The sequence below is a fragment of the uncultured Ruegeria sp. genome, assembly GCF_947497005.1.
Taxonomy (GTDB): domain Bacteria; phylum Pseudomonadota; class Alphaproteobacteria; order Rhodobacterales; family Rhodobacteraceae; genus Ruegeria.
The window spans coordinates 97,171-120,095 of the sequence record NZ_CANMFF010000003.1 but is presented as its reverse complement, the minus strand read 5'-3'; the positions used below and the strand labels follow the sequence as shown (position 1 = coordinate 120,095).

Annotated in this window: 23 protein-coding genes; 22 read left to right on the top strand and 1 reads right to left on the bottom strand. The window is 56.3% G+C overall.

Features of this window, described 5'->3' with window-relative positions:
• Nucleotides 1-2: 2 nt before the first annotated feature.
• From Q0816_RS05385 to Q0816_RS05300, 18 genes are all read left to right on the top strand, one after another.
• Entirely contained in the window at nt 3-707 is a 705-nt protein-coding gene (locus Q0816_RS05385; RefSeq protein WP_298848404.1) for a DUF1326 domain-containing protein, read from the top strand.
• Entirely contained in the window at nt 707-1,234 is a 528-nt protein-coding gene (locus Q0816_RS05380) for a DinB family protein (protein WP_298848402.1), read from the top strand. Before Q0816_RS05385 ends, Q0816_RS05380 begins: the two co-directional genes overlap by 1 nt.
• Nucleotides 1,235-2,338, top strand: coding sequence for a dimethylsulfoniopropionate demethylase (locus Q0816_RS05375; protein ID WP_298848400.1), 1,104 nt, complete (start codon nt 1,235-1,237; stop codon nt 2,336-2,338).
• Nucleotides 2,339-2,444: 106 nt separating this feature from the next.
• Nucleotides 2,445-3,440, top strand: coding sequence for an acryloyl-CoA reductase (acuI, locus tag Q0816_RS05370; protein ID WP_298848398.1), 996 nt, complete (start codon nt 2,445-2,447; stop codon nt 3,438-3,440).
• 182 nt (nt 3,441-3,622) lie between these two features.
• Nucleotides 3,623-4,186 (top strand): ribosome recycling factor, encoded by a 564-nt coding sequence (frr, locus tag Q0816_RS05365; protein WP_298848396.1) that lies wholly within the window; start codon nt 3,623-3,625, stop codon nt 4,184-4,186.
• Nucleotides 4,187-4,195: 9 nt separating this feature from the next.
• The gene (locus tag Q0816_RS05360; RefSeq protein ID WP_298848394.1) at nt 4,196-4,927 is read left to right on the top strand and encodes an isoprenyl transferase; all 732 of its coding nucleotides are present in this window, start codon (nt 4,196-4,198) and stop codon (nt 4,925-4,927) included.
• Nucleotides 4,924-5,706, top strand: coding sequence for a phosphatidate cytidylyltransferase (locus tag Q0816_RS05355; protein WP_298848393.1), 783 nt, complete (start codon nt 4,924-4,926; stop codon nt 5,704-5,706). The genes Q0816_RS05360 and Q0816_RS05355 overlap by 4 nt, the downstream gene beginning before the upstream one ends.
• Nucleotides 5,706-6,878 (top strand): 1-deoxy-D-xylulose-5-phosphate reductoisomerase, encoded by a 1,173-nt coding sequence (gene dxr, locus Q0816_RS05350; RefSeq protein ID WP_298848391.1) that lies wholly within the window; start codon nt 5,706-5,708, stop codon nt 6,876-6,878. Before Q0816_RS05355 ends, dxr begins: the two co-directional genes overlap by 1 nt.
• Before the next feature lie 4 nt (nt 6,879-6,882).
• Nucleotides 6,883-8,235, top strand: coding sequence for an RIP metalloprotease RseP (rseP, locus tag Q0816_RS05345; protein ID WP_298848389.1), 1,353 nt, complete (start codon nt 6,883-6,885; stop codon nt 8,233-8,235).
• A gap of 78 nt (nt 8,236-8,313) precedes the next feature.
• A complete protein-coding gene (locus Q0816_RS05340; protein WP_298848387.1) occupies nt 8,314-8,442 on the top strand; it encodes a hypothetical protein in 129 nt (42 codons plus the stop codon).
• A gap of 128 nt (nt 8,443-8,570) precedes the next feature.
• On the top strand, nt 8,571-10,931 hold the full coding sequence (bamA, locus tag Q0816_RS05335) for an outer membrane protein assembly factor BamA (RefSeq protein WP_298848386.1): 2,361 nt from the start codon (nt 8,571-8,573) through the stop codon (nt 10,929-10,931).
• 18 nt (nt 10,932-10,949) lie between these two features.
• A complete protein-coding gene (locus Q0816_RS05330) occupies nt 10,950-11,516 on the top strand; it encodes an OmpH family outer membrane protein (RefSeq protein WP_298848384.1) in 567 nt (188 codons plus the stop codon).
• Between the two features lie 73 nt (nt 11,517-11,589).
• Entirely contained in the window at nt 11,590-12,063 is a 474-nt protein-coding gene (fabZ, locus tag Q0816_RS05325; protein WP_298848382.1) for a 3-hydroxyacyl-ACP dehydratase FabZ, read from the top strand.
• Entirely contained in the window at nt 12,060-12,845 is a 786-nt protein-coding gene (gene lpxA / locus Q0816_RS05320; protein ID WP_298848380.1) for an acyl-ACP--UDP-N-acetylglucosamine O-acyltransferase, read from the top strand. Before fabZ ends, lpxA begins: the two co-directional genes overlap by 4 nt.
• Before the next feature lie 4 nt (nt 12,846-12,849).
• Nucleotides 12,850-13,644, top strand: a complete 795-nt coding sequence (locus Q0816_RS05315; protein WP_298848378.1) for an LpxI family protein — start codon at nt 12,850-12,852, stop codon at nt 13,642-13,644.
• Nucleotides 13,644-14,810 carry a lipid-A-disaccharide synthase gene (gene lpxB, locus Q0816_RS05310; protein WP_298848376.1) on the top strand — a complete coding sequence of 389 codons (1,167 nt, stop codon included), beginning with the start codon at nt 13,644-13,646 and terminating at the stop codon, nt 14,808-14,810. Before Q0816_RS05315 ends, lpxB begins: the two co-directional genes overlap by 1 nt.
• Nucleotides 14,803-15,378 carry a hypothetical protein gene (locus Q0816_RS05305; RefSeq protein WP_298848374.1) on the top strand — a complete coding sequence of 192 codons (576 nt, stop codon included), beginning with the start codon at nt 14,803-14,805 and terminating at the stop codon, nt 15,376-15,378. Before lpxB ends, Q0816_RS05305 begins: the two co-directional genes overlap by 8 nt.
• A 98-nt stretch (nt 15,379-15,476) precedes the next feature.
• Nucleotides 15,477-16,022 carry a carboxymuconolactone decarboxylase family protein gene (locus Q0816_RS05300; protein WP_298848372.1) on the top strand — a complete coding sequence of 182 codons (546 nt, stop codon included), beginning with the start codon at nt 15,477-15,479 and terminating at the stop codon, nt 16,020-16,022.
• Here the strand turns inward: Q0816_RS05300 and mnmA are convergent.
• Nucleotides 16,019-17,164: a tRNA 2-thiouridine(34) synthase MnmA gene (mnmA, locus tag Q0816_RS05295; protein ID WP_298848370.1), complete on the bottom strand. Its 1,146-nt coding sequence runs from the start codon at nt 17,162-17,164 to the stop codon at nt 16,019-16,021. The two genes, Q0816_RS05300 and mnmA, sit on opposite strands and share 4 nt — an antisense overlap.
• A 128-nt stretch (nt 17,165-17,292) precedes the next feature.
• Here mnmA and Q0816_RS05290 point away from each other — a divergent pair, with 128 nt between their 5' ends.
• The 4 genes from Q0816_RS05290 (at nt 17,293) to recG (ending at nt 22,852) form a co-directional block, all read left to right on the top strand.
• Nucleotides 17,293-17,586, top strand: coding sequence for a DUF1153 domain-containing protein (locus Q0816_RS05290; protein WP_298848368.1), 294 nt, complete (start codon nt 17,293-17,295; stop codon nt 17,584-17,586).
• A gap of 86 nt (nt 17,587-17,672) precedes the next feature.
• The gene (ctrA, locus tag Q0816_RS05285; protein WP_298848366.1) at nt 17,673-18,389 is read left to right on the top strand and encodes a response regulator transcription factor CtrA; all 717 of its coding nucleotides are present in this window, start codon (nt 17,673-17,675) and stop codon (nt 18,387-18,389) included.
• Nucleotides 18,390-18,512: 123 nt separating this feature from the next.
• Nucleotides 18,513-20,765 (top strand): NAD-dependent DNA ligase LigA, encoded by a 2,253-nt coding sequence (gene ligA, locus Q0816_RS05280; protein WP_298848364.1) that lies wholly within the window; start codon nt 18,513-18,515, stop codon nt 20,763-20,765.
• Nucleotides 20,762-22,852 (top strand): ATP-dependent DNA helicase RecG, encoded by a 2,091-nt coding sequence (gene recG / locus Q0816_RS05275; protein ID WP_298848362.1) that lies wholly within the window; start codon nt 20,762-20,764, stop codon nt 22,850-22,852. Before ligA ends, recG begins: the two co-directional genes overlap by 4 nt.
• Nucleotides 22,853-22,925 lie beyond the last annotated feature (73 nt).

Below are 22,925 nucleotides of genomic sequence, written 5' to 3'. Positions count from 1 at the left end.
CAATGGCTAAAAACAGAAAACCAGACGCCGATCAGCTGCCTATCAGCCAGCGTATCGATAGCCGCATGCCAAATCCCAAGCGGCGTGAGATGAGCCCGACGGAATGGGCCATCAAGGGTGAGCTGATCCTGAACTGTTCATGTGATGTGTTCTGTCCTTGCGTTGTGTCGCTGGGCGCGCACCCTCCAACCGAAGGCCATTGTCATGCGTGGATGGGCATCATCGTGGATGAAGGCCATTATGAAGGCGAGGATCTGTCGGGGCTGAATGTCGGTCTGCTGGTCGATATCCCGGGCCGGATGGGGGAAGGCCAGTGGAAAGTCGCCGCCTATGTCGACGAACGCGCCAGCGGCAAAGCCTATAACGGGTTGCTGCAAATCTTTAGCGGGCAAGCCGGCGGGACCACGGGGCTGTTCACTATGCTGGTCAGCGAGATTATCGGGGCAGAACGGGCTCCGGTTCAGATTGAACGCGATGGAAACAAACGTCGAATCGCGATTGGCCGTAAAATCCAGGGCGAGATTGAGATGTTGTCGGGTAAAGACCCCGAGCATCCTGTGATGGTCTCAAACTCCAAATACTGGATGGGGCCGGACATCATTGTGGCGCGCGGCACCAAATCGAAGGTGCGCGATTATGGCCGGGTCTGGGACTTTGGCGGCAAATCTGCAGAAATCTGCCCGATCGACTGGCATGGACCAAAGTGATGATCTCGGGCGCATATGCGCTGGAAATGGCGCGTTATAATCACTGGCAAAACAGGCAGTTGGCAGAATTTCTTCAATCTCTGACCCATGAGGAACTGATCCTTGAACGCGGGGCGTTCTTCGGTTCGATTTTGGGCACAGCGAACCATTTGCTGTGGGGTGATTGGATGTGGATGTCGCGCTTTGAAAAACGCGATGGGCCCGACGGTAATATTCACAATGCAGGCGGAGGTATCCATGAAAGCGTTTACCTTTGCCCGGACCTGCCCGGTTGGTTGCCGTTACGCGAAAAGATCGATGCGCGTATCCTGAACTGGGCGGAGAGCTTGGGAGATGATCCGCTGACCGGATCTTTCACCTGGTATTCCGCTGCAAAAGAAGATGATTTCACAATGCCTTACGCGCTGTGTGTGATTCATTTCTTCAATCACCAGACCCACCACCGGGGACAAATACATAAAATGTTGACCGAGGCGGGCTCGGAAGCGCCTGTCAGCGATATCGTCTTTATGCCTGAGGAGGTATGAATGCCGCAGATTTCCGCCTCTCGCCGTCTGCGGCGCACGCCCTTTTCTGAAGGGGTCGAAGCCGCAGGCGTTAAGGGATACACGGTTTATAACCGAATGTTATTGCCGACTGTTTTCGAAAGCGTCGAAGCCGATTACCGGCATCTAAAAACCCATGTACAGGTGTGGGACGTCTCGTGCGAACGGCAGGTCGAATTGCGCGGCCCCGATGCAGCGCGCCTGATGCAGATGCTGACTCCGCGCGATTTACGGGGAATGCTGCCGGGGCAGTGTTTCTATGTTCCGATTGTAGATGAAACCGGTGGAATGCTGAACGATCCGGTTGCCGTAAAACTGTCTGAAGACCGTTGGTGGATTTCGATTGCCGACAGCGACCTGTTGCTCTGGGTCAAGGGAATCGCTGTCGGGTATCGACTGGATGTGCTGGTGGATGAACCGGATGTGTCGCCGCTTGCCGTTCAGGGCCCCAAGGCGGAGGAGCTCATGGCGCGTGTCTTTGGAGACCGCGTACAGGACATCCGGTTCTTCAAATTCGATATGTTCGAATTCCAAGGGCACGATCTGGCAGTGGCACGATCCGGCTACTCCAAACAGGGTGGGTACGAGATTTACGTAGAGGGTAGCGAAATCGGTATGCCTTTGTGGAACGCACTCTTTGCGGCAGGTGAAAACCTGCATGTGCGTGCAGGTTGTCCGAACCTGATTGAACGTATCGAAGGCGGGTTGCTGTCATATGGCAATGACATGACCGACGACAACACGCCGCATGAATGCGGATTGGGCAAGTTCTGTAATACGCATACTGCAATTGGCTGTATTGGCCGGGACGCGTTGCTGCGCGTGGCCAAAGAAGGGCCCATTCAACAAATCCGGCCAATCGCCATCGCGGGTGATTCCGTTCCGGGCTGTGACCGCCCCTGGGGTCTTTTTGCAGATGGAAAGTGGGTCGGGCAGGTAACCTCAGCCACCTGGTCGCCTGATTTTGCTACTAATGTTGCTATCGGAATGGTGCGTTTGAGTCATTGGGATGCGGGTACGGAACTGGACGTTGAAACACCGGATGGGATGCGTCGCGCGACCGTGCAATCGCATTTCTGGATTTAGGACGGGGTTCGGGGGCGTTGCCCCCGGTCGCTGCGCGACTCCCCCGAGGTATTTGGGGCCAGGTGAAGGGCCGGGCCAGTCGCAGAAACACGAAAGGAATTGAAAAATGTTCAATGCTCTTGTGATGGACAAGGACGAAGAAAGCGGGCTGGCAAGTGCGTCGGTCAGGCCACTTTCGGCGGATGATCTTCCGCACGGCGAAGTGACCGTGGCAGTCGAATACTCAACTGTGAACTACAAGGATGGCTTGTGTCTGTCCCCCAAGGGGGGCGGGTTGGTGCGGGCTTATCCGCATGTCCCCGGCGTTGATTACGCAGGAATGGTCGAGGCCTCTTCGGATGACCGCTACAAACCAGGCGACAAGGTTGTGCTGACCGGTTGGCGCGTCGGAGAGGCGCATTGGGGCGGCTATTCACAGAAAGCCAATGCGCGGGCCGATTGGCTGGTGCCACTGCCTGACGGGCTGGATTCACGGCAGGCAATGGCCGTGGGTACGGCAGGGTTTACGGCAATGCTGGCGGTGATGGCGTTGGAAGATCACGGTTTGACCCCGGATCGCGGTCCGGTCTTGGTGACCGGTGCTGCGGGCGGTGTTGGATCGGTGGCCACGGCAATACTTGGTAAGTTGGGGTATGAGGTGGCGGCTGTAACCGGGCGTCCAGAGACCGGTGAGTATCTGAAATCCCTGGGTGCGACGACGATTGTGCCACGCGAAGAACTGAATGAGACCACCAAGCGCCCGCTGGAAAGCGAAACCTGGGCCGGCTGTATTGATGCCGTGGGCGGTGAAATGCTTGCGCGCGTTCTGGGGCAGATGAAATATGGTTGTTCGGTTGCGGCGGTAGGTTTGGCCGGGGGCGCCGCATTGCCTGCGACGGTGATTCCGTTCCTTCTGCGTGGTGTGAACTTGTTGGGCATCGATAGTGTGATGCAGCCTTACAACAACAGGGTACGTGCATGGAATCGGATCGCGACTGATCTGCCGATGGACAAGCTGGAGGCAATGGTTCGTCCGGCGGTTCTGTCTGATCTGCCGCAACTGGGCGCTGACATCCTGAAAGGGCAGGTCAAAGGCCGCGTTGTTGTTGATGTGAATGCCTGAGGCCTAACATTCCACTAGACCTGTCCGAGTGTATTCGGCCAGGTCTGGACCGGCGAAGTTGGTACAAAATGGTCGCAACACATCTGGCCATTGGGTCAAATCCCGACCATGATTGCTATACATCCCAATTGCGATGGCGTAAGACCCATCCAAAGAGTACCTGAATACGGGGAGTGAGCAGCATGTCTGACGACTTCGAACTGGACACCGATGATTTGCAGCGCCGCATGGATGGCGCAATGGCCAATCTGAGAACCGAATTTGCATCGCTGAGAACGGGGCGCGCATCGGCCTCGATGCTGGAACCTGTCATGGTTGACGCGTATGGCTCGATGACGCCGATCAATCAGGTTGGGACCGTGAACGTGCCCGAACCGCGTATGGTTACTGTAAACGTTTGGGACAAGTCATTGGTTGGTAAGGTGGAAAAGGCCATTCGCGAAAGCGGTCTTGGAATCAATCCGCAACTGAATGGCACAATTATCATGCTGCCTATCCCGGAGTTGAACGAAGAACGTCGCCGCGAATTGGGTAAAGTGGCAGGACAATACGCCGAAAGCGCGCGGGTCGCGATCCGAAATGTCCGCCGCGACGGCATGGATCAGATCAAAAAAGGCAAAGCAGACGGTTTGTCAGAGGATGACCAGAAACTATGGGAAGGTGAAGTTCAGGATCTGACGGATGAAATGATCAAAGCTGTCGATACTGCTCTTGAAACCAAGCAAGCCGAAATCATGCAGGTCTGAGCCAGACTTATGCCAAAGGATCCCCAAACCGATCTGGAGTCCGGCCCGCGCCATGTGGCCATCATCATGGATGGCAATGGCCGTTGGGCTCAGGCGCGCGGTCGTCCCCGGCTGTTCGGGCACCATGCTGGTGCTAGGCGGGTGCGGGAAGTCGTCGAAGCCTGTCCCAATCTGGGGATCAAGTATCTGACAATATTTGCTTTTTCGACCGAGAACTGGAAGCGCACTCAGGTCGAAGTGGCTGGCCTGATGAACCTGTTTCGTCGCTATATCATCAAAGAAACCCGGACATTGGCCGATAACGGCATCCGCGTTCGGTTTATCGGTGATCGGGTCCGGCTGGACGCAAAGCTGATCGAGTTGATGGACTCGTTAGAAGAAGAAACCAAAAACAACGATCTTGTTCACCTGACCGTCGCGTTGAACTATGGGGGGCGGGACGAAGTTGCACGTGCCACCAAGCGCCTGGCACGGGACGTGGCCGACGGCAATCTGAAACCCGAGGATGTGGATGAAGAGACCCTGCCTAAGTATCTGGATACGCGCGTTCTTCCCGATCCGGATCTGGTGATCCGCACCAGCGGCGAGGCCCGGATTTCGAACTTTCTTTTGTGGCAATCGGCCTATTCGGAATATGAGTTCATCGACACCCTTTGGCCCGACTTCTCTGCCGCCGAACTGGAACGCCTTTGTCGGAACTATGGAGCGCGGGATCGGCGGTTTGGAGCGGTTCTGGCATGAGTGAAGGCCGATGGTCTGACCTGACTGCCCGGGTCCTTTCCGCCGCAGTTCTGGTTTTGATTGGGTCAATTGAAGTTTGGCTTGGTGGTTTGTGGTTCGAAACCTTCATCGCCGCGGCCTGTGGTCTGATGACCTGGGAATTGGTGCGGATGATCGATCCACAAAGCAGGGGCGTGGCGGTGCAACTGGGTATTCTGACCAGTGTTGCGGTCGTTCTCAGTTACCATTTACCGCCGCTTTATACATTACCTGTTTTGCTTGCGCCTGCACTTGTGGGCGTCGGGCAAGTCAGTCGCTCGAAATTCCTGTACGGGCTGTTTGTCATCTGGATCGCCGGGGCCGGGTTGGGGTTCATCTCAATCCGGGAAAACTCTGGGTTTGGCTGGATGGTTTGGCTGATCGCTGTTGTTGTTGCAACGGATGTCGCCGGCTATTTCGTGGGCAAGGCCGTTGGTGGACCGAAATTCTGGCCCAAAGTCAGCCCCAAGAAAACATGGTCGGGAACGGCTGGTGGATGGGCGGCCGCTGCTTGTGTGGGCATAGTGTTTGCTAGTCAGGCCGGATTTGGATTCGCATTTGTTGTTGTTTCGATTTTGGCCTCAATGGCAAGTCAAGCAGGTGATATTGTTGAAAGCGCGGTCAAACGTAAGTTTGGCGTCAAGGACAGCTCGAACTTGATCCCGGGCCATGGCGGCTTTCTGGACCGATTTGATGGGATGATGGGTGCAGCACTTTTTGTTCTGATTGCGGGGCTGGTGTATTCCCCAGGTGAAATGTAATGCGCAAGGTTTCTATTTGTGGGGCCACCGGGTCGATTGGGCAGAACACGATCGATCTGATCTCGCGCGCGCCATCTGATTATAACGTTGTGGCTCTGACAGGTGGCGCCAATATTCAGCAACTGGCGGATGATGCACGACGGTTGCGGGCCGACCTGGCTGTCACGGCCCATGAACACAGATTGGACGATCTGCGATCTGCATTGGCGGGCAGTGACGTTGAAGTGGCCGCAGGCCCACGGGCAATAGCCGAAGCTGCTGCGCGCCCGGCTGATTGGGTCATGTCGGCCATTGTGGGTTCGGCAGGGCTGGCTCCGGGTATCGAAGCGCTGAAACAGGGCGCGACGCTGGCGCTGGCCAACAAAGAGACGCTGGTTTGTGCCGGGTCCCTGGTTCTGGAGACCGCCAAGGCGCATGGTGCGCGATTGCTGCCTGTCGACAGTGAACATTCGGCTGTGTTTCAGGCTATGGTCGGCGAAGATATAGATACGGTCGAACGTGTGATCATAACTGCCAGTGGCGGTGCATTTCGCGACTGGCCGCTGGGTGATCTGGCCAATGCAACTGTTGAACAGGCATCCAGCCACCCGAACTGGGATATGGGACAGCGCATCACAATTGACAGCGCATCTATGTTTAATAAAGCGCTGGAAGTGATAGAAACACGCGAGTATTTTGGAGTTTCGCCAGATCAAATCGAGGTTCTGGTTCATCCCGAATCCATTGTACATGCTTTGGTCGGATATCGTGACGGTGCGATTATGGCCCATATGGGTTCACCGGATATGCGCCATGCCATCGGATATGCGCTGCATTGGCCGAAAAGACGAGAGCTGCCGATCCAACGGCTTGATTTGGCAAGGTTGGGGCAATTGCGTTTCAATGAACCGGATTTGGCGCGTTATCCCGCACTGAAACTCGCGAGGGAAGTGATGGAGCGCGGCGGTCTTGCGGGGGCTGTCTTCAACGCTGCCAAGGAACGCGCGCTGGACCATTTTATTGCGCGTCGGATCGGTTTTCTGGATATGGCAGATGCGGTCGCTGCGGTTCTGGACAAATTTGAAGCGTCAGACAGTCTTATTGATGCCCCGATGACCCTTGATAACGTACAGCAGACCGACCATCTGGCACGTCAGTGGGTCGATGATACTGTGGTGGAACGAGCAGGATAGAATTTTGGACGTACTTTCCCTAATCCCACAATTTGGCAATCTTCTTTGGACGATTGTTGCATTTGTCATCGCCTTGTCGGTCATCGTCGCGGTGCACGAATACGGCCACTATATTGTGGGGCGCTGGTCAGGCATTCATGCCGAGGTATTCTCGATCGGGTTTGGTCCGGTTCTCTGGAGCCGTATGGACAAGCACGGCACCAGATGGCAGCTCGCGCTGCTGCCATTTGGCGGCTACGTGAAGTTTTTGGGCGATGCCAATGCTGCATCGGGCAAAGACGAAGAGACTATGGAAGATATCGCCACGCAAAGCCCCGAAGAGCTGCGCCGCACCATGCACGGTGCGCCATTATGGGCGCGTGCCGCAACGGTCGCAGCAGGGCCTGCCTTCAACTTTGCCATGTCCATTCTGGTTTTTGGCCTGATCTTCTGGTCACAAGGCGTATCGCGAGAGCCGCTGACAGTCGGTTCGTTGCAACCATTGCCAGGCACTGTGCAGGAATTGAGAGAAGGCGATGTCATCTCGGCAATCGCCGGCATTCCAACGCCGGACTATGATGAAGAGGGTGCATGGCAGGGCTTCATTGATGCTCTGCCTGTCGAACCGGTTCTGGATTATACGGTGATCCGGGACGGCGAAACCCTGGTTGTTCAGGCGCCCTGGATGTTCCCGCCGCTGATCCGACAGGTTGCACCACGCAGCGCGGCCATGGATATCCAGTTGGAACAAGGTGATGTCATCACGACAGTCAATGGCGAGCCGATTTTTGCGTTCGATCAGCTGAAGGACTTTGTCGAAGGGTCGGACGGCCGGGTCTTGTTGCTGGGCGTCTGGCGGGATGGCTCGGAACTGGAATTCGCTTTGGCGCCGCGTCGCACGGATGAACCACAGCCGGATGGTGGCTTTGTCACGCATTGGCGCATTGGAATCATCGGTGGCATGATGCTGGAACCTGCGACGGAACCGGCGGGCATTATCGATTCACTGACGGGCGGTGTCAGGCAGACAGGTCGCATCATCGAAGGATCGCTTTCGGGCATGTGGCACATGGTGACGGGCGCGATCAGTACCTGCAACATTTCGGGGCCGATCGGAATTGCCGAAACCTCGGGTGCGATGGCCAGCCAGGGGGCGCAGAACTTCATCTTCTTCATCGCTGTCCTGTCGACTGCTGTTGGATTGTTGAACCTGTTTCCGATCCCCGCGCTGGATGGCGGGCATCTGGTCTTTTACGCGTATGAGGCTATCGCAGGGAAACCGCCTAGTGACGGAGCGCTGCGGGTTCTGATGGGAGTGGGGATCACCATCATCCTTACACTTATGCTGTTTTCGGTAAGCAACGACCTGTTCTGTTGATTGTGGCGCGCAGTCCAAATTTGAGCCGCATTATTGCCTTAATTTGACGGTATTCTCTTTGCGTCTGAGGGAAACGCCATGACCAAAACGCTGAGAAAATCGTACCAGAGCTTTAGCTTCCTGTTCCTGTTGAATTGGGACGTTCTGCTGAGCTTTGCGGTTACTGCGTTGGCGATGGCAGGTGCGGCCTATTTGGCGACCATGTGATTCTACTTGAAATCGAAGACCATGAAACACAATGCAGTCTTCCGGATTGCTTTGATTTCGCCTTTTGACAAGCTCATTCAATCCCGCTACTCAGCATTAAAGTCTTAAAATTCTGGGTAGAGCACAAAATGACTGACAGGCCAGGGGCGGGCACATCCTGCGGGGAGCAATTGCCGACAAACAATATTTTGTGGCAGGCGCTAACGGTTCTTTTCCTTTTTGTTGCAGCGAGCTTACTGATATTTCCGCATGCAGCACAGGCGCAGAACTTTACGATCAACTCCTTTGACGTTGAAGGCAATCGGCGGATCGAAACCGGTACGATCATTGCCCGAACGGGAATCGAACCCGGCCAGACTGTCACGTCAGGTCAGCTCAACGATGCGTATCAGCGTTTGCTTGACAGTGGTGTATTTGAGACAGTCGAATTAACGCCGCGTGGCTCAACACTGGTCATCGAGGTGCAGGAATACCCGACGATCAACCAGATCAACATTGAGGGCAACAGTCGCGTCAAGGATGACGTGTTGCTGGATGTGATCCAGTCTCAGCCGCGTCGAGTCTTTACACCGCAAGTGGCCGAATCTGATGCCGATATGATCGCCGAAGTGTATTCGGCCCAAGGCCGCGTGGCCGCGACCGTTATCCCACGGATCATTCGCCGCAGCGACAATCGGGTCGATCTTGTTTTTGAAGTGGCAGAAGGCACCACTATTGAAGTCGAACGTGTCAGCTTTGTTGGCAACCGTGCTTTTTCTGATCGCCGTTTGCGCCGAGTTCTGGAAACCAAGCAGGCAACGATCCTGCGGACATTCTTCCGGAACGACACGTTTATTGGTGACCGTATCGAGTTCGATAAGCAGGTCATTCGCGATTTCTACCTGTCGCGGGGGTACGTCGATTTCCGTGTAAACAGCGCCAATGTCGAGTTCACCCGTGAACGGGATGCGTTTTTCCTGGTGATGAACGTGACCGAAGGACAGAAATTCTCGTTCGGGAAGATCACAACCGTTAGCGAAATCCCGGGTGTGGATGCCGCGCCTTATCAGCAAGCTTTGAAAATCAAGCCTGGCGTGACCTATACGCCGACGCTTGTTGAAAGCTCGATTGCGCGGCAGGAACGTCTTGGTTTGAAACAAGGTGTGGATTTCCTGCGCGTCGAACCTCGCGTCACGCGCAATGATCGCGACCTAACCTTGGATATCGAGTTTGTCCTGACAAAAGGTCCGCGAATCTTTGTTGAGCGTATCGATATTGAAGGCAACACCACCACACTGGACCGCGTGATCCGGCGTCAGTTCGACACCGTCGAGGGTGACCCGTTCAACCCGCGTGAAATTCGCCAGGCAGCTGAACGGATCAATGCGTTGGGCTTCTTTGCTGTGGCGGAAGTGGAACCACGAGAGGGTTCGTCGCCCAGCCAGGTAATTCTGGACGTGGATGTCGAAGAGCAACCCACCGGTTCACTGAGCCTCGGCGGCAGCTACTCGGTCACGGACGGTTTCGGGATTGCGATCGGTCTGAACGAGGCCAACTTCCTTGGCCGAGGTCAGAACCTCGGCGTGTCGATTTCTACTGCGCAGGATTCGGAACAGTACACGATTAACTTTACCGAACCCTATTTGCTGGGCCGCAAACTGCGATTTGATCTTGGTCTGGGTCTGGCAGCCACCAATTCCGGGTTCGCAAGTTACGACACCAGCGCGCTGTTCTTTACGCCGCAACTGACCTACGCGATTGGTGAACTGTCATCTCTACGGGTCCGTTACGGCTGGGAACGCAGCGAGATGACGCAGCAGGACAACGAGATCAATGGCGCGGTAATTTCCTCGGAAATCGCACAGGGCGAACGGTCGACCAGCTCGCTGGGCCTGTCATACATCTATGACAGCCGCCGTGGCGGTTTGGATCCGAACTCGGGCGTCCTGTTCGAGGTCGGTGTTGACGCAGCAGGGCTGGGTGGCGACAATAAATACTTCAAAACCACAGCGCGCGGTATCGCCCAAACGCGGGTCTGGAATGAAGAAGTTGTTTTGCGCGCAACCCTGGAACTCGGCGCTCTGAACTGGACGGGCAATGATTTCAGCCGCACCATCGACCGATTCGTGTTGGGCCCCAACACATTCCGCGGATTTGAACCCGCAGGCCTTGGCCCGCGCGATCTGTCCAACGGTCAGGATGATGCCATTGGCGGCAACTATTACTGGGTAGCCCGGTTTGAAACCGACTTCCCGCTGGGTCTGCCCGAGGAGCTGGGTCTTCGCGGTGGTCTGTTCTACGACGTCGGCAATCTGTACAACATCGATGATGTGAACACAGCAGGCGCGAACATCGTAGGTGCCAGCGGATCTATCCGCCACGTAGTTGGTGTGTCGGTTCTGTGGGAAACACCCTTCGGGCCATTGCAGTTCAACTTCTCGAAAGCCCTTAAAAAAGAAACCTTTGACAAGGAACAGAATTTTGACCTGACCATCCAGGCCCGGTTCTGATCTAGGATGCTGTACAGATTGCTTACAACTACTCAGGGCCCGCTTTGGGCCCTGTGTGCATTTCTGGCGGTAGTCTCGGCGCCTTTGGTGAATGCGCAGCAGCTGGGCGTACCACAAGCCAGCGTAGTCACTTTGTCCGGCGAAGAGCTTTTTACCAAATCGGCCTTCGGACAACGCGTTTTGCGCGAAATCGAAAAAGAAAGCGCATTGCTGGCCGAAGAAAACGAACGGATCGTGGCGGAACTGAGCCGCGAGGAGAGGGAACTTACGGATCAGCGCGCCACATTGCCGGCCGAAGAGTTTCGCCCGCTGGCCGAGGCGTTTGATCTCAAGGTTCAGTCCCACCGTGAGGGGCAAAGGGCAAAACTTGACGTTCTGGCGCGCCGCAGCGAAGAAGCGCAACAAACCTTTTTCGAGATCGTACGCCCAGTGCTTGTCGATCTGTTGCGGGAATTCGGTGCCAGCGTGATGATCGAACGATCCAACGTCGTTGTCAGCACATCGGACATCACCGAGGCCGCGATCACACGAATTGACGCGGTAATCGGTGATGGAAGCGGGTTGCAGGAGGGCAAGGGCGAATAGGTTCGCTTGCCCTTGGGTTGCTGTATTGCTAACCACGCAAAAAAAGAAACACCCAAAACAGGACATCTGCATCATGAGCACTGAAACCAAAAGCGCCGACATTCAGCTGATCCAGAGGATCCTGCCGCATCGCTATCCGTTTTTGCTGGTCGACAAGGTGGTTGATATCTCGGGCTATCAATCGGCGCGCGGCATCAAGAATGTCACCATGAACGAGCCGCATTTTCAGGGCCATTTTCCCGGAACACCGATCATGCCAGGTGTCACTATTGTCGAGGCGATGGCGCAGACCGCAGGCGTGATGCTGGGTGTTGGGATGGATGTCATCGACACCGAGTTGCTGATTTACTTCATGAGCATCGACAAGTGCAAATTCCGCCGCAAGGTTGTACCTGGTGACGTTCTGGAAATGCATGTGGAAACGGTTCGCGGCAAAAAGGGTGGCAAGCTATTCAAGTTCAGCGGCCGTGCCACTGTCGATGGTGACGTGGCTGCCGAGGCTGAATTCTCGGCCTATGTGGACTGGGATATGGAAAAGACAACATGAGCGGTATCCACCCCAGCGCGATTGTCGAAGACGGTGCGCAGATCGGACAAGACTGTAAAATCGGTCCGTTCTGCTTTGTGGGCGCGCAGGTGAAACTGGCTGATCGGGTCGAATTGAAATCGCATGTGGTTGTGACCGGTGATACATCGATCGGTAGTGATACGGTGATATTCAATTTTTCGGTGATTGGTGAAATCCCGCAGGATCTGAAATTCGGTGGCGAAAATACCCGCCTTGAAATCGGTGAACGCAACCGCATTCGGGAACATGTCACGATCAATACCGGTACTGACGGTGGCGGTGGCGTCACCCGGATCGGTGATGATTGCCTGCTGATGGCAGGAGTTCATGTTGCCCATGACGTACAGATGGGCAACCGGGTTATCATGGTCAATAACGCCGGTGCTGCGGGTCATTGTATTGTCGAAGACGATGTGATCGTCGGCGGCATCTCGGGCCTGCACCAATGGGTGCGCGTCGGGCGTGGGGCAATCATTGGTGCGCTGACGATGGTGCCCAAGGACGTAATTCCCTATGGTTTGGTGCAAGCATCAAGGGGTGAGCTGGACGGTCTTAACCTTGTCGGTCTTAAACGCAAAGGTGTATCGCGCGAAGATATCTCGGCACTGCGTGCTGCGTTCAAGGAACTGTCTGACGGCGACGGAACCTTTATGGATCGCGCTGGCCGGATCGGTGAGGGTAACCAAAGTGACTACGTTCAGCAAATCGTCGATTTTGTCACTGGTCACACTGATCGCTCCTTCCTGACCCCGAGGAAATAGGATCATGCTTGCGTTGATTGCGGGAACCGGGGCGCTACCGACCGAAGTGGTCGCCCAGTTGACGGAACAACCTTTGATCTGTGCGATGGAAGGGTTTCTGCCCGACGACTTGACTGCGGATATTGTGTTCCCGCTTGAGCAACTCGGCAGCTTCATTGCTGATCTGACGGTGCAGGGAGTAACCGAAATCTGTCTGGCCGGAGCGGTTCGGCGCCCGCCCATCGACCCCACCCGCATTGATGCAGCGACCATGCCGTTGGTTCCGGTGATCCAGAAGGCCATTATGTCGGGTGATGACGGGGCTTTGCGAGCTGTTATCGGTATATTGGAAAACGCCGGTCTGCACGTGCGCGCTGCGCACGAAATCGCACCCGGACTGTTGCCGCCCTTGGGATGCCTGACCGAGGCGCAGCCGTCCGACGCCGACATGGCCGATGCCGACCGTGCGGCGGGCATTCTGCGTGCGATAGGGATCGCTGACACAGGGCAAGCCTGTGCTGTGTCCAGAGGGCAGGCACTGGCAATCGAAGGGATCTTTGGCACCTCCTGGATGTTACAAACTCTGACGCAACGCCCGGATGCGGGTGGCGGTATTTTGTTCAAGGGGCCCAAACCCGATCAAGACCGACGCGCAGATTTACCTGCCATCGGACCCGATACCGTCACAGACGCAGTGGCTGCGGGGTTATCCGGTATCGTTCTCGAGAAAGGCGGTGTTCTGGTTCTGCAACAGGACCATGTCATCGCCGAGTGTAACCGCCTGGGTCTGTTCCTGTACATTCGCGAGCGGGCGGTCTGATGCGTATATTTCTGGTCGCCGGTGAACCTTCGGGCGATCGGTTGGGTGGCGCCTTGATGGAGGGGTTGAAGACTCTGATCCCTGATGTTGAATTCGATGGGGTAGGCGGACCGCTGATGCAAGCGCAGGGCCTAGCCAGCCGGTTTCCTATGTCAGAACTCTCGGTAATGGGTCTGGTCGAAGTTTTGCCGAAGTTTTTCCACCTCAAGCGGCGGATTTCAGAGACGGCACAGGCGGTGCTGGACACAAACCCGGACGTTCTGATCACCATAGACAGCCCTGATTTCAGCCTGCGCGTGGCCAAGATCGTAAAGGCCGACAGCAAAATCCGGACCGTGCACTATGTTGCCCCCAGTGTTTGGGCCTGGCGACCGGGGCGCGCCGACAAGATGGCAAAGGTCATCGACCATGTGCTGGCGCTTCTTCCTTTTGAGCCGCCATATATGGAGCGGGCAGGGATGGAATGTGACTTTGTCGGTCATCCTGTGGCCAGCGAACCTACGGCCACGCCAGAAGAGATCGCGGCGTTCCGGAACCGTTTCGATCTGGGGGACGCACCGATCCTGCTGGCCTTGCCTGGGTCACGGCGGGGTGAGATCGAACGTCTGGCGGAGTCATTCAGCGGCGCATTGCAACTGTTTTTGAACGATCACCCTGATTTCCGCGTTGTGATCCCAACCGTGGGCGCAACAACTGATCTGATAAACTCTTTGGTGCCCAACTGGCCCGGCAGCCCTTTGGTACTTGATCCTCGCCAAGTGAGCGCAGATCGGGCCGGGGCAGATAAAACTGCGGCCTTTGGCGCCGCAAATATTGCACTGGCTGCCTCGGGCACAGTTTCGCTGGAACTGGCTGCACAGAACACGCCGATGGTCATAGCGTACAAGCTCAATTGGCTGACACAGAAAATGGCGGAACGGATGGTCAAGCTGGACACCGTTACACTGGTCAATCTGGTCTCGGAAACGCGCGCCGTTCCGGAATGTCTTCTGGATGATTGCCGGCCTAAAAAGATAGCAGAAGCCTTGCGAAATGTGGCCGACGCACCGGACGCGCAGCAGAAAGCCATGAACCTGACCATGGATCGGTTGGGACGAGGCGGAGAAGCCCCCGGTTTACGCGCGGCACGGGCCGTGTTGGACAGAATGCGGATTGACTATGCTTGATCACGCGTTGTTCGCGATATCATCCGGGATCGCGATGATATCCACCAACCTGGACAATCTGGCCGTCCTGCTTGGCTTGATTCTGGTGATGGAGCAGCGCCGCGCCATCGCAGGCTTTGCAGTCGCGCAGGCGATCGTTTTGACTTTGGCCATGACCGTGGCAGTGGGCCTGAACCAAAGCGGTCTGCCATTTTGGATCGGCTACCTTGGCATTGTCCCACTGGTGTTTGGCTTGCGCGGTATCTGGCAGCAATTTCGCAAGACGGAGAACGACGACGCAGAGGCAAAAGGGGCCGTGACGTCGGTGGTGACTCTTTTCCTGAGCCTATCGATCGATAGTTTCGCCGTTATGACGCCTTTATTTGCGGACTCAGCTCCTTCTTATCGGGTTGCAGCGTTGGTTGGCTCTGTCACTGCGGCCGCTGGTCTGGTTGCGGTTGCAGCATGGGGTGCGCCCCGCGCCAAAAGCCTTGGCCCGCGCGTCGCCCGGCTGGATCGGATTGCGCCGTACATCATGGTCTGTGTTGGGCTCTATATTCTGTTCAACTCGCCCACCGATATCATTTGATAAGCGGTGGAGGCACTGTGTCTCGGATATGTGATCTTTAGACGGCTGTCGCAGAGACCGGAACCTGAGATATCTTGACCGAAAAAGGAGCTTTCACCATGACCCGCATTTCCCCTTTGTCGGACCCGCAGATGACCGACAATGCGCGCGCATTCCACGAGGCCCTGGGCGCGTATGGGCCGTTTGACAACTGGGCCCGCGTGGCCGCTTATTGCCCCCCGGTTCTGGAACATGTCACCGGAATGCTGACCACGCTGCGGCAACAGGAGAACCTGCCGCGTCGAGCTCTGGAACTGGCCATGGTGACAGTGTCGAAACTGAACGCCTGCGATTATTGCATCTCGCATCATACACCGTTGCTGACGGTGGCGGGCCTCAGCCCCGAAGGTGCGGCGCGCCTGCCAGACGTCAAAGATCATCCGGAACTGGATGACTGTGACAAGGCAGTTGTTCGCTATGCCGAAGCTGTCACGACCCGGTCGGGCCGCATGCGTGATGCTGAAGTGTCTGACCTGCGGGAGTGGTTCACAGATGCCCAGATCGTCGAACTGACCTGGCGCATCGCCTTGTGCGGTGCGTTCAACCGGTTCAACGATGCACTGCAGATTCAGATCGAATCCGAGGTTGAACCGGTTTCAACTTAATACCCGCGCCAGATCCAGCCGCCACCAAAGATGCGGCTGTCGTCACTTGCATAGAAAACACAGGCTTGCCCCGGAGAGATACCTTCCTCGGGTGTCAGCAGTTCGACTTCCGCTGTGGTCTCGGACAATGGACGAATAATCGCCTCACGTGGGGGGCGGGTTGATCGGACTTTGACTGACAGATGCCATTCATCGCGCGAGGTGAAGGGTTCATCGCCCAACCAGTTGATCTCACGCACCGGCACGACGCGTGTAGCCAACATCTCTTTGGGGCCGACAACGACCTGCTTTTTGTCCACGTCCAGTTTAACGACATAAAGCGGGTCGCTAAGCCCGCCGATGCCAAGCCCACGCCGTTGACCGATGGTGTAGTGGATCACGCCGTTATGCTGCGCCAGAACGCGGCCATCGACGTGAACAATCTCACCAGGTTCCGCTGCACCAGGGCGGAGTTTTTCGATCACGCTGGCATAATTGCCATCGGGCACGAAGCAGATGTCCTGACTGTCGGGTTTGTCAGCTACGGACAGCCCATACTGAGCTGCCATTTCACGGGTTGCGTCTTTGGAGGGCAGATGGCCCAGCGGAAAGCGCAGGAACTCCAGTTGCTCGGGAGTGGTCGAAAACAGGAAATAGGACTGATCGCGATTGGCATCTTCGGCGCTGTGCAGTTCTGGTCCGTTGGCGCCCAATTTGCGTTGGATGTAGTGACCGGTGGCCATGCAATCAGCCTCAAGATCCTTGGCGGTTTCCAGCAGGTCCTTGAACTTCACCCGTTCGTTGCAGCGGATGCAGGGTACGGGGGTTGCACCGGCCAAATAGCTATCCGCGAATTCGTCGATCACGGCGTCCTTGAAGATATTCTCATAGTCCAGAACGTAATGTGGAAATCCACGCTCTTCGGCCACGCGACGTGCGTCATGAATGTCGATCCCTGCACAGCAGGCGCCTTTCTTGGCCAGCGCGGCACCGTGATCGTAAAGCTGCAGGGTTACCCCCACCACGTCATAACCCTGATCAGCTAGAGAGGCCGCGACAACGGAACTGTCGACGCCACCGGACATCGCCACGACCACCCGCGTTTCCGAGGGCGGTTTGGCAAAGCCAAGCGAGTTCAGCGGGGTCTCGGTATCGAGGGCCATTGCAGTTTCCATTCCGGGTTAAGAAAGACCGGCAGAATATAAGAAAATTCTACACACTCTCAAGGGGCGGTTTCACGCGACCTTAAGTAGGCTGGTGCCAGCTTTGGTGCAGCAAGAAGGGTAAAGCGATGTATTTGCACAAAGTTGAAGGGCCAAGGTCTGTTGCTCTGCCGGATGGATCTATTTTGACGCATGCCGATCTGCCGCCCGCAAACACAAGGCGATGGGTGGCGTCACGCAAGATTCTTGTCGTGCGTGGAGTACTTTACGGTTTGATCAGTCTGTCGGACGCAAAAAGGAAATACGGCATCAGCGACGAAGAGTTCAACGGTTGGGTGTCGTTGGTCGTAGAGCACGGCGTTGAGGCATTGAAAGCGACGGCGCTAAAAAAGTATCGACAACCTAAAGGAGAGTGTGAATAAATAATTCAACGGTAACGTCAGATTAACCATTCTTGGTCAGGTTTAATTTTAATTGGAATTATTGACCCGAATTGGAGCAGTGAAAAATGCGCATACTTCTTGTCGAGGATGATCCGACCACGTCCAAAAGCATCGAACTGATGCTGACGCATGCGAACCTGAACGTTTACGCGACGGATCTTGGCGAAGAAGGAATCGATCTGGCGAAACTCTATGATTACGATCTGATTTTGCTGGATCTGAACCTGCCGGACATGAACGGGCATGAGGTACTGCGCCAATTGCGGATCGCGAGGGTGGAAACGCCAATTCTGATTCTATCCGGCGCGGATGACACTGAAAGCAAGATTAAGGGTTTCGGATTTGGCGCGGATGATTACCTGACCAAACCATTCCATCGCGAAGAGCTGGTGGCCCGTATTCATGCGATCATTCGCCGGTCCAAAGGGCATTCGCAATCTATCATCCATACGGGGCGCGTGGCGGTAAATCTGGATGCCAAGACCGTAGAAGTGGATGGCAAGACGGTGCATCTGACCGGCAAGGAATACCAGATGCTGGAATTGCTCAGCCTACGAAAGGGTACGACCCTCACAAAGGAGATGTTCCTGAATCACCTCTATGGTGGCATGGATGAACCGGAACTGAAAATTATTGATGTGTTCATTTGCAAACTGCGCAAAAAGCTCAGCAATGCGACCAGCGGCGAGAATTATATCGAAACTGTCTGGGGGCGTGGTTACGTGCTGCGCGACCCGCAAAGCAACACTTTGGACGAAACACGGATGGCCGTCGGCCTCTGATCAGAACCACCTGTGCCGCCGTTGGTCCAGGGCGGCACTTTGCACTCACGGCTCAGCACGTCTGGACCTGGCCATGGCCTCGCCCTATCACTGAGGTCCAAGAACGCGTGACAGGGCGAGGCCATGAGCAATTCCATTTCCGTTTCCGAGCTGACAGAAGATGAGGCGCGCGCCGAATTGGCGCGTCTGGCCGAAATGCTATCGAAAGCCAATGAGCTGTATCACGCGGCTGACGCGCCTGACATGTCGGATGCGGACTATGATGCACTCAAACGTCGCAATGCTGAGATTGAAGCACACTTCCCTCACCTGAAACGAATGGACAGCCCTTCCGATCAGGTCGGAGCCAAGCCAGCAGATGGGTTTTCGAAGGTCACACATGCAATCCGAATGATGTCACTGGGCAACGCCTTCGATGACGCGGATGTTGAGGGTTTCGACAGATCAATCCGGAAATACCTGGGTTTTGGTGCGGGGGAAAAGCTTGCATTCACAGCCGAGCCAAAAATTGACGGCCTGTCATTGTCACTGCGGTATGAAAACGGCCAGCTTGTTCAGGCTGCGACTCGCGGAGATGGGGAAGTCGGTGAGAATGTAACGGCTAATGCCCGCACGGTATCCGATATCCCTCAGCAACTGAAAAACGCGCCTGACGTCCTGGAAGTCCGGGGTGAGGTTTACATGTCTCACGCAGATTTCGAAGCATTGAATGCACGACAAGCGGACCGAGGCGGCAAGCTTTTTGCGAATCCGCGTAACGCGGCGGCGGGGTCCTTGCGGCAATTGGATCCGGAAATCACGCGCTCCCGCCCGTTGCACTTTATCGCTTACGCCTGGGGAGAGATTTCAGAACCATTGGGCGTCTCGCAAATGGGGGCGATTGAGCGGCTGGAATCGCTTGGATTTTCAACCAATACTCTGACCCGTCTGTGCGACACGACCCGAGAGATGCTGGAGCATTACCGGGATATCGAAGCCCAGCGTGCGACTTTGGGGTATGACATCGACGGGGTCGTCTACAAAGTAAACGATTTGTCGCTTCAGACGCGCTTGGGATTTCGCTCAACCACACCAAGATGGGCCATCGCCCACAAGTTTCCTGCCGAACTGGCCTGGACCAGATTGGAGGCGATCGATATTCAGGTCGGACGGACAGGGGCACTCAGCCCCGTGGCGCGCTTGCAGCCGGTAACTGTTGGCGGGGTCGTCGTGTCCAATGCCACTTTGCACAACGAAGATTATATCGCAGGGCGCGATGCCAGGGGCGGCACGATCCGCGACGGCAAGGATATTCGTGTCGGCGACTGGGTACAGGTCTATCGCGCCGGGGATGTGATCCCAAAACTGTCGGATGTTGATCTGTCCAAACGTGCCGCCGATGCGCAACCCTACGCCTTTCCGACCCTCTGCCCGGAATGTCAGAGTGATGCGATCCGCGAGGAGGGCGACGCGGTGCGCCGCTGCACGGGTGGTTTGATCTGCCCAGCTCAGGCCGTTGAAAAATTGAAACATTTCGTTTCACGCAAGGCTTTTGATATTGAAGGGCTGGGCGCAAAACAGATCGAGATGTTCCACGACGATCCGATTCTGCCAATCAATACGCCCGCGGATATCTTCACACTTGAACACCGGGACAACGGCAATCTGGCGCGTCTCAAGAACCGTGACGGGTGGGGTGCGACCTCGGCTGGAAATCTGTTTGCCGCAATCGACGAAAAACGAACAATTCCGTTTGCGCGCCTGTTGTTTGCCTTGGGTATTCGACATGTGGGTGAGGTCGGCGCGCGTGATCTTGCGCTGTATTATCGCGATTGGGATGCCATGGCGCAAGCGCTGGACGCCGCGCGCCCCGCTGCTCTGGCTCAACGTCAAGCGGATGAGGCGGAAGATTCTGAACGGGTAGCGGCGCTGGACGAAGGCCGCCGTGCCCGCGTCAAAGAAGTACGTGATGCGGCCATTGTAGCAGCCTGTGTTCCTTCAGAGGCCAATGCGGCTTGGTCTGATCTGATCGGTATCGATGGGATCGGCGCAACGCTTGGTCTGTCTCTGTCCGACGCGTTTGCAAATAAGGAAGAGAGGCGCGCATTTGACACGTTACACAAGGAACTGACGGTCGTTGAACCAGATTCACCCGCGTCGGATAGTCCAGTGGCAGGCAAAACTGTTGTGTTTACCGGAACGTTGGAAAAGATGACGCGCGCCGAAGCCAAGGCTCGGGCCGAAGCGTTGGGGGCGAAAGTTTCAGGCTCGGTCAGCAAGAAAACCGATATTCTGGTTGCAGGTCCTGGCGCTGGATCGAAAGCAAAAAAGGCCGCAGAACTGGGAATCGAAACCTTGGATGAGGATGGTTGGTTGCAGCTGGTCGAAGGCGCATGACCGGACGGCCCGAACAGCTTTTCCCGCTTTTTGCGGGATTGGAGACGCTGGACGGTGTCGGCCCAAAGACTGCGCAGGTCATGGCACAGACCGGCGTGGAAAGCCCGCGCGATGTTCTGTTTGGTTTGCCATACGCGGTGGTTGATCGGCGCAGGCGCGACACGATTCAGGGCGCTGATCTTCCTGCCACGTTGACAGTTGAAGTGACGGTGGGCACGCATCGCCCCCCGCGCAACAAGGGTGGGGCCTATCGCGTTCATGTCGAAGACAGTCAGGCCGATTTCCAGCTGGTCTTCTTTCATGCACGCGGGGATTATCTAAAAAAGGTGCTGCCTGAGGGATCGCGCCGGGTGGTTTCAGGCAAGCTGGAATTGTTCGACGGCTTGGCCCAGATGGTGCATCCGGACCACATGCTACCGGTCGAACAGGCCCAAGAAATCCCGGAATTCGAACCGGTCTATCATCTGACACAAGGGTTGACCCAGAAAACCGCGTTCAAGGCCAGCCGCAGCGCGTTGGCGCGCGCGCCCGAGCTTGGGGAATGGATCGACCCTGCGCAGGTGGCGCAACAAAACTGGCCGGATTGGGCTTCGGCCATTCAAGCCGGGCACAATCCTCAAGGGGCGGATGACGTCGCCCCCTTTGCACCCGCGCGGCAGCGTTTGGCCTATGACGAGCTTTTTGCGCATCAGTTGACACTGGCCTTGGCCCGCCAACGGGAACGAAAATCCCGTGGAATTGTCAGCGTTGCGACGGGAACTTTGCAATCCAAGGTGCTGGCCAGCCTTCCTTATCGCCCGACCGGAGCCCAAAGCCGCGCGGTCGCGGAAATCTCGGCAGATATGGCATCAGACGCTCGGATGAACCGGCTGCTTCAGGGCGATGTGGGGGCGGGTAAGACACTGGTGGCTTTCATGGCCTTGCTGATCGCGGTCGAGGCCGGCGGGCAGGGGGTGATGATGGCCCCAACCGAGATACTTGCGCGCCAACATCTGGAAGGGTTGCGGCCATTGGCCGAAGAGGCCGGGGTGGTTTTGGAACTGCTCACCGGACGCGACAAAGGTGCCGAGCGTCGAGCCAAGCTTGAGGCTCTGAAACTGGGCAATATTCATATTCTGGTGGGCACCCATGCCGTGTTTCAGAGTGATGTGGAATTCAAGGCTCTGCGACTGGCAGTCGTAGACGAACAGCATCGGTTTGGCGTTCGGCAGAGGATGGAGTTGTCGGAAAAGGGGCAGGGTGCCGACGTTCTGGTAATGACGGCGACGCCGATTCCACGCAGTCTGGCGCTTGCGCAATATGGGGACATGGATGTCTCGGTGCTGGACGAAAAGCCGCCAGGACGTAAACCGATCAAGACGGCGATTGTCACCACCCAGCGCATGGATGAGGTTGTCGCGCATTTACGGCGTGCGATTGACGAGGGGCGGCAATGTTATTGGGTGTGTCCGCTTGTTGATGAATCCGCGGTCTCGGACCTGACTGCAGCCGAAGAACGGTTCAAACGTCTGCGCGCCATTCTGGGTGAAGGTGTGGTCGGGCTGGTCCATGGGCAGATGCCACCTGCCGACAAAGACACGGCCATGAGCGCCTTTCAGACCGGTGAGACCAAGGTTCTGGTGGCCACGACGGTGATCGAAGTTGGGGTCAATGTGCCCAACGCAACGATCATGGTCATTGAAAGGGCCGAGATTTTTGGCCTGGCTCAGCTGCACCAATTGCGTGGTCGTGTGGGGCGCGGCGACGCGGACTCGACGTGCCTGTTGATGTATCAACCGCCGCTCAGCGACGGCGGGCGCAAAAGGCTGAAGGTTCTGCGCGAAACCGAAGACGGGTTTCGCATTTCTGAAACCGATCTGGAAATGCGCGGGGCCGGGGATCTGATCGGAACAGCGCAGTCGGGTCTGCCGAAATTCCGCATTGCCGATCTGGAACGTCAGGCTGGATTGATGGCTGTGGCCCAATCTGATGCCCGGGCTTTGCTGACTGCCGACCCCAGACTGACCTCAGACCGGGGGCGCGCGGCGCGTGTTCTACTTTGGCTGATGAAGCAGGATCAGGCGATCCGTTTGATTTCAGTGGGTTAGGCGATATGTTCTGAAAAGTTCACTAATGTTCTCAAAAAGTTCTTTACTGACTTGGGTAAATATGAGAACAAAA

What these genes read in the sequence shown, in the direction of transcription:
- Q0816_RS05290 (WP_298848368.1), top strand. Translation starts at nt 17,293, where the DNA reads ATGTATTTGCACAAAGTTGAAGGGCCAAGGTCTGTTGCTCTGCCGGAT.
- Q0816_RS05355 (WP_298848393.1), top strand. Translation starts at nt 4,924, where the DNA reads ATGAGTGAAGGCCGATGGTCTGACCTGACTGCCCGGGTCCTTTCCGCC.
- frr (WP_298848396.1), top strand. Translation starts at nt 3,623, where the DNA reads ATGTCTGACGACTTCGAACTGGACACCGATGATTTGCAGCGCCGCATG.
- lpxB (WP_298848376.1), top strand. Translation starts at nt 13,644, where the DNA reads ATGCGTATATTTCTGGTCGCCGGTGAACCTTCGGGCGATCGGTTGGGT.
- mnmA (WP_298848370.1), bottom strand. Translation starts at nt 17,164, where the DNA reads ATGGCCCTCGATACCGAGACCCCGCTGAACTCGCTTGGCTTTGCCAAA.
- Q0816_RS05375 (WP_298848400.1), top strand. Translation starts at nt 1,235, where the DNA reads ATGCCGCAGATTTCCGCCTCTCGCCGTCTGCGGCGCACGCCCTTTTCT.
- bamA (WP_298848386.1), top strand. Translation starts at nt 8,571, where the DNA reads ATGACTGACAGGCCAGGGGCGGGCACATCCTGCGGGGAGCAATTGCCG.
- dxr (WP_298848391.1), top strand. Translation starts at nt 5,706, where the DNA reads ATGCGCAAGGTTTCTATTTGTGGGGCCACCGGGTCGATTGGGCAGAAC.
- Q0816_RS05340 (WP_298848387.1), top strand. Translation starts at nt 8,314, where the DNA reads ATGACCAAAACGCTGAGAAAATCGTACCAGAGCTTTAGCTTCCTGTTC.
- Q0816_RS05315 (WP_298848378.1), top strand. Translation starts at nt 12,850, where the DNA reads ATGCTTGCGTTGATTGCGGGAACCGGGGCGCTACCGACCGAAGTGGTC.
- fabZ (WP_298848382.1), top strand. Translation starts at nt 11,590, where the DNA reads ATGAGCACTGAAACCAAAAGCGCCGACATTCAGCTGATCCAGAGGATC.
- ligA (WP_298848364.1), top strand. Translation starts at nt 18,513, where the DNA reads ATGAGCAATTCCATTTCCGTTTCCGAGCTGACAGAAGATGAGGCGCGC.
- lpxA (WP_298848380.1), top strand. Translation starts at nt 12,060, where the DNA reads ATGAGCGGTATCCACCCCAGCGCGATTGTCGAAGACGGTGCGCAGATC.
- ctrA (WP_298848366.1), top strand. Translation starts at nt 17,673, where the DNA reads ATGCGCATACTTCTTGTCGAGGATGATCCGACCACGTCCAAAAGCATC.
- recG (WP_298848362.1), top strand. Translation starts at nt 20,762, where the DNA reads ATGACCGGACGGCCCGAACAGCTTTTCCCGCTTTTTGCGGGATTGGAG.
- Q0816_RS05300 (WP_298848372.1), top strand. Translation starts at nt 15,477, where the DNA reads ATGACCCGCATTTCCCCTTTGTCGGACCCGCAGATGACCGACAATGCG.
- Q0816_RS05385 (WP_298848404.1), top strand. Translation starts at nt 3, where the DNA reads ATGGCTAAAAACAGAAAACCAGACGCCGATCAGCTGCCTATCAGCCAG.
- Q0816_RS05360 (WP_298848394.1), top strand. Translation starts at nt 4,196, where the DNA reads ATGCCAAAGGATCCCCAAACCGATCTGGAGTCCGGCCCGCGCCATGTG.
- acuI (WP_298848398.1), top strand. Translation starts at nt 2,445, where the DNA reads ATGTTCAATGCTCTTGTGATGGACAAGGACGAAGAAAGCGGGCTGGCA.
- Q0816_RS05305 (WP_298848374.1), top strand. Translation starts at nt 14,803, where the DNA reads ATGCTTGATCACGCGTTGTTCGCGATATCATCCGGGATCGCGATGATA.
- Q0816_RS05380 (WP_298848402.1), top strand. Translation starts at nt 707, where the DNA reads ATGATCTCGGGCGCATATGCGCTGGAAATGGCGCGTTATAATCACTGG.